Here is a 13,722-nt window from a genome sequence, read left to right as displayed (position 1 = left end):
GATTTTTTTAGTAGTTTCAGAGAAATATTAAAATTTAAATCAAAACCGTGATGAATTCGGTTAAAACATACACTCTTTTTACGGATCATGATATTTATCTTTTCAAAGAAGGTAAACATTATAAGCTGTACGATAAATTCGGGGCACATTCCGTAGAAAAAGACGGAGTGAAGGGGATTTACTTTTCGGTTTGGGCGCCCAATGCAAAAAAAAGTTTCTGTAATCGGAAATTTTAACATCTGGAACCATAAAGATCATATTCTATTCCCAAGATGGGACGGATCAGGAATCTGGGAAGGCTTTATTGCAGGACTTACTTTAGGTACATTATACAAATACGCCGTAGAAACAACGAGAGGTGAAATTCTGGAAAAAAGTGATCCGTATGCATTAAGCTGGGAGCAGAATATTCAGGCGGCATCATTGGTTTCTACGACCTGGTATGAATGGAATGACAAAGACTGGCTACAAAACCGCTGGAAAAAAAATAGTCTCAAAGCTCCGCTTTCAGTGTACGAACTTCATATCGGTTCCTGGATGAGAAATGAAGATGATCCTGAAAGGTTTTTGAATTACAGGGAGGTTGCTGAAAGGCTTGTTCCTTATATTAAAGAAATGGAATTCACTCATGTGGAGTTTATGCCAGTCATGGAATATCCGTATGATCCCAGCTGGGGCTACCAGATTACCGGATTTTTTGCCGCAACTTCACGTTTCGGTTCACCACAGGATCTGATGTTTCTCATCGATGAGCTTCATCAGAATAATATAGGCGTGATTTTAGATTGGGTTCCTTCTCATTTTCCAGGAGATGCCAACGGTTTACATCGATTTGACGGTTCTTATCTTTATGAGCATGAAGATCCCAGAAAAGGTTTTCATCCGGATTGGAAATCATATATTTTCAATTACGGAAGAAATGAAGTAAAATCTTTTTTAATTTCAAATGCCATGTTCTGGCTGGAGCGTTACCATGCCGACGGCCTGCGTGTAGATGCGGTTACATCTATGCTCCATCTGGATTATTCCAGAAATGAAGGAGAATGGGAACCTAATATTCATGGTGGAAACGTGAATCTTGAAGCAAAAACTTTCTTGCAGGAATTTAATACCGCTGTTTATAAAGAATTTGGTGATAATATTATTACGATTGCCGAAGAAAGTTCAGATTTTCCTTTGCTGACAAAACCCGTTCACGACGGAGGTGTCGGTTTTGGTATGAAATGGATGATGGGCTGGATGCATGATACATTGGATTATTTTAAAGTAGATCCTATCAACAGAAAATTTCATCATCACAAGCTGACTTTCGCTTCTATGTATATGTATAATGAAAATTATATGATGCCTTTGTCTCATGATGAAGTGGTGCATGGGAAAGCGAGCCTTATTTACAAGATGTTTGGTGACGAATGGCAGAAATTTGCTAATCTTCGGGCTTTATATGTGTATATGTTTACGCATCCGGGAGCTAAGCTTTTATTTATGGGCGATGAGTTCGGACAGACAAACGAATGGAACTTCAGGAAAAGTCTGGACTGGCATTTGCTTGTATATCCCATTCATAAAGGGTTGCAAAAAGTAGTTAAAGATCTTAACCATATATACAGGAACGAAACGGCTCTTTATGAAAATCAGTTTTCCGGGGAAGGCTTTGAATGGATTCAGGCCGATGATGTGGATAATTCTGTTTATATCTACCTGAGAAAAGGACAGAAAAAAGATGATGTATGCATGGTTATTCTGAATCTTACTCCAAGAGTGATTGATTATAAAATAGGTGTAAGCGCAGGCAGTCAATGGGAAGTTATTTTTAATTCCGATGATGAGCAATATGCAGGAAGTGGTGTAAAGGCAGATATTTTCGAAGAAAAAAATGAAGATTTTATGAATCATCAGAAATCAATCAGTATCAATTTACCGCCGCTGGCAGGGATTATTTTAAAAAGAAAAGACAAAAAATACAAGCAGAATAGAATTAAAAACCACAAAAGATAAAGTAAGAAATGATAATTTACCATCTAAGTACGGAATGTTATCCGGTAGCAAAAGTAGGAGGTCTGGCAGATGTAGTAGGGGCTTTACCGAAGTATCAGAACAAAATTAAAGATATTGATGCGAAGGTTGTTATGCCCTGGTACAACAAATCTTTTGTTTACGATCATGAGTTTGACATAGTTTTTGATGGCTTCATACACCAAGGGGGAAATATGCTGCAGGTGCAGGTTTTGAAGGAAAAATCTGATGTTTTAGGCTTCGAACTGTATATGGTAAAAATCCCCGGACTTTTAGATAGAGATAATCCTTACGGTTATCAGGACGAAAATTTTCAGTTCATTGCTTTTCAGCATGGAGTTTTGCATTGGTTGACAGCCATGAACATTCGTCCGGATGTTTTGCACTGTCACGATTATCATACAGGACTAGTTCCTTTCATGATCGAAAACTGTGCGGAATTTTCATTTCTTAAAGGAGTAAAAACGGTTGGAACCATCCATAATGGAGAATATCAGGGAATGATGAGTTGGGAAATGGCAAAATATCTTCCATCTTTTGATCCCTACAAATGGGGATTGATGGATTGGAACGGTTTAATCAACCCTTTAGCTAGCATGATTAAATGTGCTAATGCATTTACAACGGTTTCGCAAGGGTATCTTGAAGAACTTTTTGTGAGTTTCAGAGGATTGGAAAGTCTTGTTCGCAATGAGTTCGGAAAAGCCTACGGAATCATCAACGGAATCGATACAGAAGTCTGGAATCCTGAAACTGATCCGATGCTGGATTTTAATTTTAACAGTAATAATGCTGTTGAACAGAAAAAGAAAGGAAAGGAAAAACTTTGTAAAGAATATGGGCTGAAACCCGAGCTTCCATTATTTGCCTTTATAGGAAGATTTGCAACGGAAAAGGGCGCGGATCTGCTTCCTGATATTGTATGGAGAAGCATTAAGCAAAGCTATGGCGCTCTTAATATCATGGTTCTGGGATCAGGAAACGCTTACATAGAAAACAAGCTTAAGGAATATGAATATACCTACACCAATTTTGCTTTGGATTTGGGATATAAAGAACATCTTTCGCATAAAATATACGCTTCGGCGGATTTTTTGCTGATGCCTTCAAGAGTAGAACCTTGCGGACTAAACCAGATGTATTCTATGAGATACGGTACAGTTCCGATTGTACGTTATACAGGAGGTTTGAGAGATACGGTCGAGGATATTTCCACAGGCGGCGCCGGGATTAATTTCACTTATCCCGGTGTAGACGATGTGATCCATGCGATGAACAGAGCATTAATGCTGTATAATCAAAAGGATGTAATGGAAAATCTTATTCATGCGAATATGAATTTTGATTTTGCATGGGAAAAATCAGCAGAAAAATATATAGCTTTATATAATCATTAAACAAATTTATTAATAAAGATAAAAACGCAATATAATTTATGAATCGCAATGTAATTTCCATTGTTTTAGGAGGAGGTAGGGGAACGAGATTGTTCCCGCTCACATATTCAAGATCAAAACCTGCCGTGCCGATTGCAGGGAAATACAGATTGGTAGATATCCCTATTTCAAATTGTTTAAATTCCGGATTAAATAAAATCCTTGTGCTGACACAGTTTAATTCGGCTTCTTTAAATTCTCATATCAAAAATTCTTACCATTTTGATATTTTCAGCAAAGGATTTGTAGACATTCTGGCAGCAGAACAGAATGTGGAAAATGAAAACTGGTATCAGGGAACGGCTGACGCAGTACGCCAGTCGATGAAACATTTAGAAAAATATGATTATGATTATATCTTAATTCTTTCGGGAGATCAGCTTTACCAAATGGATTTCAGAGAAATGCTTGATTTTCATATCGAAAAAGGAGGTGATGTTACTATTGCTACGATTCCTGTGAATGCTAAAGATGCAACGGGTTTCGGGATTTTAAGTTCTGATGATGAAGGCAATATTACTTCTTTCGTAGAAAAACCGGGTTATGATATGCTGGACGGTCTACAATCTGAAGTTTCCGAAGAAAACAAACGTGCGGGTAAAGAATATTTGGCTTCCATGGGTATTTATATTTTCACGAAAAGTATCCTTAAAAAGATGTTTGATGAAGGAGCCGGAGATGATTTCGGAAAAGATATTATCCCGAATTCTATTGGGAAATATACCACACTCAGCTATCAATATGAAGGATATTGGACGGATATCGGTACCATTGAATCGTTTTACGAGGCCAATATTGATCTTTGTCAGGATTTTCCTCAGTTTAATCTTTTCTCTTCTTCTCCGATCTACACGAGAGCAAGAATGCTTCCGCCGTCGAAAATCAACGGTTCTTACGTAAGCAAAGCGGTTTTTGGAGATGGATGCATCATTATGGCCGATAAAATCGAAAATTCGGTTATTGGAAACAGAACCAGAATTGATAAAGGAAGTACCATTGTTAATTCTTATGTTATGGGTTCAGATTTTTATCAGGATACTACCGAAATTGTCATGAACGACGAAAAAGGACAGCCTAATATGGGCATCGGAAAATACTGCTATATCGAAAAAGCGATTTTAGATAAAAACTGTTATATTGGCGATAATGTACGTATTATTGGGGGGAAACATTTAAGCGACGGAGATTATGGCACCTATTCTGTTCAGGACGGAATTATCGTTGTGAAAAAAGGCGCGGTAATGGCTCCGGGAACTCACATTGGGTAAACTGAATCAGGAATTTTTGAAATTAGTGAACATGATGATTTAAATTAAAATTCAATTAATTTTCATCCTTAAAAATAAATTTAAACAGAGTGATCAGTATATTGGTCACTTTTGTTATTTTCAATACATTTGTACAATGCGTTTTTTTAAAATTATAGCGGTAATTGTTGTTTTGCTAATCGGGGCTTATGCGGCTTCTATGTACTATTTTGTGGATGAAAGCAAAGATTTCCGGATAGAAAAAGAAATTAATTATCCGGTGGAAAAAGTTTTTAATCAGTTTAATAATCTGCAGAATTTTACCCGCTGGAATAATTTTTTTACCAGCTCCAAATCCATTGATATCGACTATTATACTCCTTATGAAGGAAAAGGAAGCTCGATTAGTTACGCAGATCCTAAAAATGACACCGACGGAGAAATGTTTCTTCGTTATGAAAATCCAAACAAAACACTCAGATACCAGCTTTTCGAAGATAAAAATGAAAGTCCAACTTTGGTTGATGTTAAATTTAAAGCTATCGCTCCCGAAAAAACCCAAATTACCTGGATTGTCCACACTCCGAAATTATCTGTTTTAAGACGTGTCGAAAATTTCTGGACGGAAGACCGCTTTGCCGAAAATATTGATAAAAGTATGGCAACTCTTAATAATGTTTTAGGCAATAAAGTGGAAAAAGACAACCAGATGGCGGCCATAAAATATGACAGTCTAATGGTTGAAAATGAAGAAGAAAAGCTGTTGTTGGGAATCAATGTGAGTACCTCCAATAAAAAAAGATGCGCTTTATAAAAATATTGTGATGAATTATAACAAAATTTATAATTACACCACGATGGATTTAGGCAAAAAAAGATGATGAATTCGGATTTCCGGTTCTGATTACGGATGCCGACAACTATAAAGATAAAGAAGTTTCCTATTTTCTTGGAATCCCTTTGTCTAAAAAAATTGGACTTACGGATAATAATTTCAGTTTCAGAACACAGGCAGCCACTCAAAACTATGTGATGTATTACAAAGGGAATTATGCCGGAAGAGTGAAAGCAATACAGCAATTGATCCAGAAAGCGAGGAAAGATGAAATGCGTTTTAATGACATTCGTCAGACCTTTATCGAACGGCCGATGGACGATCAGGATGTCAATATGAAACTCTCATTATCAGTCTTTAAGTAAATTGAATGTAATTATTTATTTTATAGTTTTTTTAATAGTTTAAACGCTGTTCCAAGTCGGTTTTTTTTATTAAATTTGAGGATTAATTCTATAAACAAATTTTAATAACAGATAAACTGTAATAATGGACAGATTTTCATTCCTAAACGCAGCTCATTCTCAGTTAATTGAGGATTTATACCAACAATACTTAAAATATCCGGACTCTTTAGAACCATCATGGAAAGCCTTCTTTCAAGGTTTCGATTTTGCTTTGGAGAACTACGGAGACGATGATAATATCCAATATGTTCAGGCTCCGGCAACTTCTGCTCCGGTGGTACAGCAGGTAGCACAGGCAGCATCAAACGGTGAAGTTCCGGAACACATCAAAAAAGAATTTAAGGTAGTAAACCTTATTGAAGCCTACAGAACGAGAGGTCATCTGTTTACAAAAACCAATCCTGTAAGAGAAAGAAGACATTATACCCCGACTTTAGACATCGAAAATTTTGGCCTTGACAAGTCAGATTTAAATACAAAATTCAATTGTGCGGTTGAAACCGGGATGAAAGGACCTGCAACTTTACAGGAATTGATCACCCATTTGGAAAACATTTACTGTGATTCTATCGGTGTGGAATACATGCACATCAACAATGTTGAGGAGAAAGATTTTATCAAGCAGTGGCTTCAGGTTAATGAAAACCATCCGAATCTTTCAGCGAACGAAAAGACTGAAATTTTATTAAAATTAAACCAGGCAGTAGCGTTTGAAAATTATCTTCATACAAAATTTGTTGGCCAGAAAAGATTCTCACTGGAAGGTGGTGAAACCTTGATTCCGGCATTGGATCAGTTGATTTCAAGATCTTCTCAGCTGGGAGTGGATGAGGTTGTTTTAGGAATGGCTCACAGAGGAAGATTGAATGTATTGACCAATATTTTCGGGAAATCTTACAAGCAGATTTTCTCTGAATTTGAAGGGAAAGAATTTGAAGAAGATGTATTCTCTGGTGATGTTAAATATCACTTAGGTTCATCTAAAAAAATTAAAACGGCCTCCGGAGAAGAAGTTGCTATCAATCTTACTCCGAACCCGTCTCACCTTGAAACGGTTGCAGCCCTTGTAGAAGGAATCTGCCGTGCAAAAGTGGATGATAAATACAAAGGAGATTATTCTAAAATTTTACCGATCGTAATCCACGGTGATGGTGCTATCGCAGGACAGGGTATTGCTTATGAAGTGGCCCAGATGATGACGCTGGAAGGATACAGAACGGGCGGTACAGTTCATATTGTTGTTAATAACCAGGTTTCATTTACAACGAATTATATGGATGCAAGATCTTCCACTTACTGTACAGACATTGCAAAAGTTACGGAATCTCCTGTAATGCATGTGAATGCAGATGATGCAGAAGCAGTGGTTCATGCGATCCATTTCGCTGCTGATTTCAGAGCAAAGTTCGGTAAAGATGTATATATCGATTTATTAGGATACAGAAAATATGGTCATAATGAAGGGGATGAGCCAAGATTCACTCAGCCAAATCTTTATAAAATTATTTCAAAACATCCGAATCCAAGAGAAATCTATAAAGATCAGTTACTAAAAGACAGCATAACTTCAAATGATGTTATTGCTAAAATGGAAACTGAATTCAAAGCATTATTGGATAAAGATTTCGATGCATCCAAAGAAATTGAGAAAAATATAATGGATGTTTTCATGGCAGATGACTGGACAAATTACCCGATTGCTAAAAGAGGAGCTGTTCAGGAGACTGTTGATACCAAATTTAATTTAGAAAAGCTGAAAGAACTGGCGATTAAAATGTCTACCCTTCCGGCTGATAAAAAGTTTTTAAATAAAATTACAAGACTTTTCGAAAACAGAATCAAAGCTATTGAAGGAAACTCTTTAGATTGGGCTTTAGGGGAGTGGCTGGCTTATGCAACACTTCTTGTGGAAGGTCACAACATAAGAATTTCCGGTGAAGATGTGGAAAGAGGAACTTTCTCTCACCGACATGCAGTCGTAAAAACCGAAGATACCGAAGAAGAATATATCCCATTAAGACACGTTTCCGAAAGCAGATTCGATATCTATAATTCTCATCTTTCCGAATATGGAGTTTTAGGATTTGATTATGGTTATGCCATGGCTTCTCCTAATACGCTTACCGTTTGGGAAGCTCAGTTCGGGGATTTTGTGAATGGTGCTCAGATTATTGTGGACCAATATTTAGCGGCGGCAGAAGAAAAATGGAAAATTCAGGATGGTTTGGTAATGTTATTGCCTCACGGTTCGGAAGGGCAGGGTGCAGAACACTCTTCTGCAAGACTGGAAAGATTCTTAACACTTTGTGCTAATGAAAATATGGTGGTTGCAAATATTACTTCCCCAGCCAATTATTTCCACTTATTGAGAAGACAGTTAAAATGGCCATTCAGAAAACCATTAATTGTTATGAGTCCAAAATCATTATTAAGGCATCCGAAAGTAGTTTCTCCACTTGAAGATTTCTCAGACAAAGGATTCCAGCCAATTTTGGACGATCCTACTGCTGATCCTTCAAAAGTTGAAAAGTTAGTACTTTGTTCAGGTAAATTATACTTTGAATTATTAGCTAAGAAAGAGGAATTAAACGCTGAAAATGTTGCATTGGTTAGATTCGAGCAATTATATCCTTTACAGACTGATGCTATTGAAGCTGTTTTCAGTAAATATAACAACAGAAAAAGTTTGGTATGGGCTCAGGAAGAACCTGAAAATATGGGTGCTTGGTCTTATATTCTGAGGAATTTCAGAGATACAGGTATTCAGGTGGTATCTCCGGTACCAAGTGGTGCACCTGCTCCTGGAAGTCATAAAATGTTTGAGAAAAATCAGAACGCAGTAATCAACAGAGTATTTGACAGAAACGATGCTCCGGTAAAAAGACCTGTAACGGCCTAAATTTAAATAGAAATTAGAGGTTAGAAATTAGTCTTTCTCCTTTTATCTTAAAGTCTAAAAAATAATAATTAAAAAAATAAAAAATACGATATGTCAGTTTTAGAAATGAAAGTTCCTTCACCGGGCGAATCCATTACAGAAGTTGAAATTGCAACCTGGCTTGTAAAAGATGGTGATTATGTAGAAAAAGATCAGCCCATCGCTGAAGTAGATTCAGACAAAGCCACTCTTGAATTGCCTGCTGAACAAAGTGGTGTAATCACTTTGAAAGCTGAAGAAGGTGATGTAGTGCAGGTAGGGCAAGTGGTTTGTTTAATCGATATGGATGCTGCAAAACCTGAAGGAAGTGCTGCTCCTGCTGCTGAAACTCCAAAACAAGAGGAAGCTCCGAAATCTGCTGAACCGGCTAAACAAGAAGCTCCGAAACCTGCCGCTCAACCGGCTGCAGTTGCTGCGGTTCAAACATATGCTACAGGGGCTCCATCTCCTGCAGCTAAAAAAATCCTTGACGAAAAAGGAATGGATGCCGCACAGGTTTCAGGAAGTGGCAGAGACGGAAGAATCACAAAATCTGACGCAGAATTGGCGGCTGTTCCTGCATTCGGAGGAAATCCTGTAACTGCTACGGGTTCAAGATCTACAACGACTACAAAACTTTCAGTTCTTAGAAGAAAAATTGCTCAGAGATTAGTTTCTGTAAAAAATGAAACAGCAATGTTAACGACTTTCAATGAAGTTGACATGTCTGAAATTTTTAGACTGAGAAAACAATATAAAGAAGAATTTGCTCAGAGACACGGAGTAGGACTTGGTTTCATGTCTTTCTTTACAAAAGCGGTTACAAGAGCATTACAGATGTATCCTGATGTAAATGCATCTATTGACGGAGATTTCAAAGTAAACTATGATTTCTGCGATATTTCAATTGCCGTTTCAGGGCCTAAAGGATTAATGGTTCCGGTACTGAGAAACGCTGAAAATATGTCTTTTGCAAGCGTTGAAGCCAACATCAAAGATTTGGCTATCAAAGTAAGAGACGGAAAAATTACAGTTGATGAAATGACTGGAGGTACTTTCACCATTACCAACGGTGGTACTTTCGGATCGATGATGTCTACCCCGATTATCAATCCTCCTCAATCTGCAATCTTAGGGATGCACAATATTATCCAGAGACCGGTTGCGGTTGATGGACAAGTGGTGATTCGTCCGATGATGTATGTTGCGATGTCTTATGATCACAGAATTATCGACGGAAAAGAGTCTGTAGGCTTCCTTGTTGCGGTGAAAGAAGCTATTGACAATCCTGTAGGTATCTTAATGAACGGAGACGAAAGAAAAGGTCTTGGATTATAAGATTTAAGGAAATTATAATATAAATTTTAAATCTCGCCTTAAAAAAGGCGAGATTTTTGTATCCAGTAAATTAAATACTAAGATGATGTTTTCAAAAATGACTTCAAATATCAAAGTTTCGGTAATACCCGAATATGATAGCAAAAACAGTTATCCGTCTGAAAACAGATATGTTTTCAAGTATAATATAACCATTGAAAATGACGGAAGTTTTCCTATAAAAGTACTTAAAAGAAAGTGGCTGATTTTTGATGTCGGCTTCGGATATACAGAAATTATCGGCGACGGAGTAATTGGCCTAACACCTGAAATTTCAACCAAAGAAAATTTTGCTTATTTTTCCAATGTAATGCTTCGTTCCGGAGTAGGAAATATGAGCGGAAAGTACCTTGTAAGAAACATGGAAACCCAGGAAAATTTTGAAATTGATATTCCTAAATTTAATTTATTATCAGAAGTTTTAAGCAATTAAAGCTTCTTAATCTTAAGTTTCATATAATCTGAGATTTCTTCATTACTTGTAAGAAATAATTTTTCGAAAGCCAGTAAAGATATTTTGGCACATACTTCTGCATCATCGCCTGCCCGGTGATGATTAAACCCAATCTGATGATATTCTGCTAAATGTTTTAAACCATACCTGGGTAAATAATTCCAGGATTTTTTTGCCAGCTGAATACTGCATAAATAATTAAGTTTTGGGGTAAACATTCCGTAATGATTGAGACAGCCACGCAGGACTCCGGCATCAAAACCTGCATTATGAGCAATCATTAAAGTTCCATACATCATTTCTTCCACTTCATACCAGATTTCGTCGAAAGTAGGAGCATCTTTCACATCATCCGGAACGATTCCGTGAACATCAATATTAAATGGATTAAAATAAGGAAAACTAGGCGGTTTGATGAGCCAGGTTTTTGTCTCAACGATTTTAGAATCCTGAACAATGCATATCCCAAGTTCACACGCAGAATTTCTCTCGTGTGTAGCAGTCTCGAAATCTAATGCACAAAAATCCATTGAATTATGTTGTTATTTTGAAGAAGATCGTACTTCTGTTGGTTGCTACTTTGCTGATATCAGTGATGATATTATTGTTAAATTTCTTTTTAAGAGCTTCAAAATCAAAGTGATCGTCAGTAGTAACCGCAATAATAAAACCTGTGGTGATATTTTTTCTTTCAGCAGTATCGATTGCTTCTTTCAGTATGCTTCCGTGAGTTATCTTTTCGGTAAGATATTTATTAAGATTTTCAATAATTTTCGGATCTACATTTTTACTGATTTCCAGACGAAATCTGCCACCACGTATGCCTTCCTGAAGTTTTAGTAAATAAACCGAATTCTTTTTTTAGACTCAGATTATTTTTATTCCCGACTTTGTCGCGGATATCTTTAAAAGTAAGATTTTTACTGGTGGCTGGCTTTTCTTTTGCCGGATCAATATTATCAATTAATTCGGGAAATGAATAAATTTCCACACTTAAAGGATCGGTATCTCTTACATTATCAGCACTTTTTTTCTGCTATGGTTCTTATGCTGTAACTTTTATCAATGACAGTCCAATTGCTTTTCTGTGAAAAACCAAATTGAAATAAAAATAAAAGCAATAAAAGTAATATTGGAGTAGTTTTCATTTTGCAAAATGTTTAAAAATCAACCATTTTGATTGATAAAATTGATATTTCTGATGTTTCTGACGACGATTCCATGTTCCGGGAGACTGAAGATAAAACGAAAAATGCGCTTTTCCTACCGCCCAGAAATGAGAAATTCCATACTTATAGCCAAAATATATGGCTGCCAATCCGTCCAGGCAGAGTCTTGCAAAGACAACCGCAATCATATTCGGAAATGGCAGATTCTTTAACAGCATAGAAAGATTATTTCTCATATTCAGGAAGGTTTTCTTTGCACTCTGTTTATTTAATGTTCCTCCTCCTACATGATATACTTTCGACTTTCCTGTATAAAAAATCTTTTTCCCTGAATTGATAAGCCTCCAACATAAATCAATCTCTTCCTGATGGGCGAAAAATCTTTCATCAAACCCTTTTTGCTCCCAAAAATCCTTTGAACGGATAAACAAACAGCATCCTGATGCCCAGAAAATTTCCGTTTCATCATCATACTGACCGTGATCTTCTTCCACATCATCAAAGATTCTTCCTCTGCAGTATGGATAGCCTAAATTATCAATTAAGCCACCTGCAGCACCTGCAAATTCAAAGAAATTTTTTCGGTCATAAGACAAAATTTTAGGCTGTATAGCCGATATGTCCGGATTTTTATCAAAAAGATCCAAAACAGGTCCGATCCAGTTTTCGGTAACTTCTACATCAGAATTAAGGAGACAGTAAATTTCATGGTCAATTTCTTTTAATCCTTCATTATAACCACCTGCAAATCCGTAATTTTTATCGTTTTTAACAATCTTTACTTCAGGGAAATAATTTTGTAAAAAATCAGTAGAATCATCCGTAGACATATTGTCTATTACATAAATATCGGCTTGTTGAGAAAATTGTACTACGCTTGGAAGAAATTTTTCAAGCCAGGATTTTCCGTTCCAGTTTAATATGACAACTGCTAATTTTTTCTTCATTAAGCTCTATGTATTTTCAGAATCAAAATTTTTAATAGAATCCTGATATTTCCATTTTCTATGTGACCAGAGATAATTGTCTGGGCTTTTATGTAATGTGTTTTCCAAAAGTTTATGAAATTTTTTGATCACTTCATGTTCTACAAATTTTTCTCCGTCGGGATAAATCCGGTGATAATTGACCTGATAATATCCTCGCTTTACCTTTTTCATTTCACAATAAATAAAGACAAGATCCATTCTTGTAGCAAGCTTGTCATAGCCTGTGAATACAGGAGTTCTCTGATTGAGAAAGTTTAAACCGTAGGTAATATGTGCAAAGTGGGGTGTTTGATCTGCCACAAACATATAGGCAGAACTTCCGTTGTTCTTTGACCGAAAAATATTGAGAATCACTTCTTTGGCTTCCAAGGCTTCATTGCCGAACCTGTTACGTACAATTTTCATCTGGTTTTCCCAAAAGCTGTTGTTTACTTTTCTGTACACGGGATGACAGTGGTCTTGCGGAATTACTGTTGCCAAAGCATTGATCCACTCCCAGTTGAATACATGACCTGCCAGTAAAATGATATTTTTTCCTTCTGCTTTCGCTTCATGAAAAAGCTCCTGATTGATATGTTGCATCCTCACTCTGGATTCCGTTTTGGAAATACTGAAAGATTTTATGGTTTCAACAAGATAATCTGAAAAATTCAGATAAAATTTCTTTCTTATATTTCTTATTTCTTCATCCGTCTTTTCGGGGAATGAATTTTTTAAATTTTGTGTAATAACATCCTTGCGATAGCCGACGATATAATAATTCAGAAAGAACATAATATCTGAAAAAATATATAAAACTCTCAGCGGAAGCTTGGAAATTAAGTATAATATTTTGATTAGAAAATTCATAAAACAGGCAAATTTACGGATAATAA

11 protein-coding genes and 1 pseudogene are annotated in these 13,722 nt (G+C 36.5%); 8 read left to right on the top strand and 4 right to left on the bottom strand.

Translation table 11 applies throughout. From position 1 onward, the window contains the following. The first annotated feature begins 50 nt into the window (after positions 1 to 50). The 8 genes and pseudogenes from glgB (at position 51) to apaG (ending at position 10,668) form a co-directional block, all read left to right on the top strand. Positions 51 to 1,998: pseudogene (glgB, locus tag AAHI02_RS03955) on the top strand (1,4-alpha-glucan branching protein GlgB). Between the two features lie 8 nt (positions 1,999 to 2,006). Beyond that, the gene (locus AAHI02_RS03950) at positions 2,007 to 3,413 is read left to right on the top strand and encodes a glycogen/starch synthase (protein ID WP_346985535.1); all 1,407 of its coding nucleotides are present in this window, start codon (positions 2,007 to 2,009) and stop codon (positions 3,411 to 3,413) included. Between the two features lie 38 nt (positions 3,414 to 3,451). Further along, complete coding sequence (locus AAHI02_RS03945) at positions 3,452 to 4,720, top strand: glucose-1-phosphate adenylyltransferase (RefSeq protein ID WP_346985534.1); 1,269 nt, start codon at positions 3,452 to 3,454, stop codon at positions 4,718 to 4,720. A 136-nt stretch (positions 4,721 to 4,856) separates the two neighbouring features. After that, positions 4,857 to 5,513, top strand: coding sequence for an SRPBCC domain-containing protein (locus AAHI02_RS03940; RefSeq protein WP_346985533.1), 657 nt, complete (start codon positions 4,857 to 4,859; stop codon positions 5,511 to 5,513). Between the two features lie 146 nt (positions 5,514 to 5,659). Next, positions 5,660 to 5,899 (top strand): hypothetical protein, encoded by a 240-nt coding sequence (locus tag AAHI02_RS03935; protein ID WP_346985532.1) that lies wholly within the window; start codon positions 5,660 to 5,662, stop codon positions 5,897 to 5,899. A gap of 124 nt (positions 5,900 to 6,023) precedes the next feature. Next, on the top strand, positions 6,024 to 8,840 hold the full coding sequence (locus tag AAHI02_RS03930) for a 2-oxoglutarate dehydrogenase E1 component (protein ID WP_346985531.1): 2,817 nt from the start codon (positions 6,024 to 6,026) through the stop codon (positions 8,838 to 8,840). Between the two features lie 90 nt (positions 8,841 to 8,930). After that, the gene (odhB, locus tag AAHI02_RS03925) at positions 8,931 to 10,196 is read left to right on the top strand and encodes a 2-oxoglutarate dehydrogenase complex dihydrolipoyllysine-residue succinyltransferase (RefSeq protein WP_346985530.1); all 1,266 of its coding nucleotides are present in this window, start codon (positions 8,931 to 8,933) and stop codon (positions 10,194 to 10,196) included. Between the two features lie 97 nt (positions 10,197 to 10,293). Beyond that, on the top strand, positions 10,294 to 10,668 hold the full coding sequence (apaG, locus tag AAHI02_RS03920; RefSeq protein WP_346985529.1) for a Co2+/Mg2+ efflux protein ApaG: 375 nt from the start codon (positions 10,294 to 10,296) through the stop codon (positions 10,666 to 10,668). Here apaG and AAHI02_RS03915 read toward each other — a convergent pair. The 4 genes from AAHI02_RS03915 to AAHI02_RS03900 form a co-directional block, all read right to left on the bottom strand. Then, entirely contained in the window at positions 10,665 to 11,219 is a 555-nt protein-coding gene (locus AAHI02_RS03915; protein WP_346985528.1) for a 3'-5' exonuclease, read from the bottom strand. The two genes, apaG and AAHI02_RS03915, sit on opposite strands and share 4 nt — an antisense overlap. A 257-nt stretch (positions 11,220 to 11,476) precedes the next feature. Continuing rightward, on the bottom strand, positions 11,477 to 11,680 hold the full coding sequence (locus tag AAHI02_RS03910) for a hypothetical protein (protein WP_346985527.1): 204 nt from the start codon (positions 11,678 to 11,680) through the stop codon (positions 11,477 to 11,479). 153 nt (positions 11,681 to 11,833) lie between these two features. After that, complete coding sequence (locus tag AAHI02_RS03905; RefSeq protein WP_346985526.1) at positions 11,834 to 12,805, bottom strand: glycosyltransferase family 2 protein; 972 nt, start codon at positions 12,803 to 12,805, stop codon at positions 11,834 to 11,836. 6 nt (positions 12,806 to 12,811) lie between these two features. Next, positions 12,812 to 13,696, bottom strand: coding sequence for a lysophospholipid acyltransferase family protein (locus AAHI02_RS03900; RefSeq protein ID WP_346985525.1), 885 nt, complete (start codon positions 13,694 to 13,696; stop codon positions 12,812 to 12,814). Positions 13,697 to 13,722 lie beyond the last annotated feature (26 nt).

The organism is Chryseobacterium sp. POE27 (assembly GCF_039727685.1).
Classification (GTDB): Bacteria; Bacteroidota; Bacteroidia; order Flavobacteriales; family Weeksellaceae; genus Chryseobacterium.
The sequence above is the reverse complement of the archived record's forward strand: the minus strand, read 5'-3'. Positions and strand labels throughout refer to the sequence as shown.

Coding starts and splice junctions, on each gene's coding strand:
- AAHI02_RS03950 (WP_346985535.1), top strand. CDS start 2,007: ATGATAATTTACCATCTAAGTACGGAATGTTATCCGGTAGCAAAAGTA.
- AAHI02_RS03945 (WP_346985534.1), top strand. CDS start 3,452: ATGAATCGCAATGTAATTTCCATTGTTTTAGGAGGAGGTAGGGGAACG.
- AAHI02_RS03940 (WP_346985533.1), top strand. CDS start 4,857: ATGCGTTTTTTTAAAATTATAGCGGTAATTGTTGTTTTGCTAATCGGG.
- AAHI02_RS03930 (WP_346985531.1), top strand. CDS start 6,024: ATGGACAGATTTTCATTCCTAAACGCAGCTCATTCTCAGTTAATTGAG.
- odhB (WP_346985530.1), top strand. CDS start 8,931: ATGTCAGTTTTAGAAATGAAAGTTCCTTCACCGGGCGAATCCATTACA.
- apaG (WP_346985529.1), top strand. CDS start 10,294: ATGACTTCAAATATCAAAGTTTCGGTAATACCCGAATATGATAGCAAA.
- AAHI02_RS03915 (WP_346985528.1), bottom strand. CDS start 11,219: ATGGATTTTTGTGCATTAGATTTCGAGACTGCTACACACGAGAGAAAT.
- AAHI02_RS03905 (WP_346985526.1), bottom strand. CDS start 12,805: ATGAAGAAAAAATTAGCAGTTGTCATATTAAACTGGAACGGAAAATCC.
- AAHI02_RS03900 (WP_346985525.1), bottom strand. CDS start 13,696: ATGAATTTTCTAATCAAAATATTATACTTAATTTCCAAGCTTCCGCTG.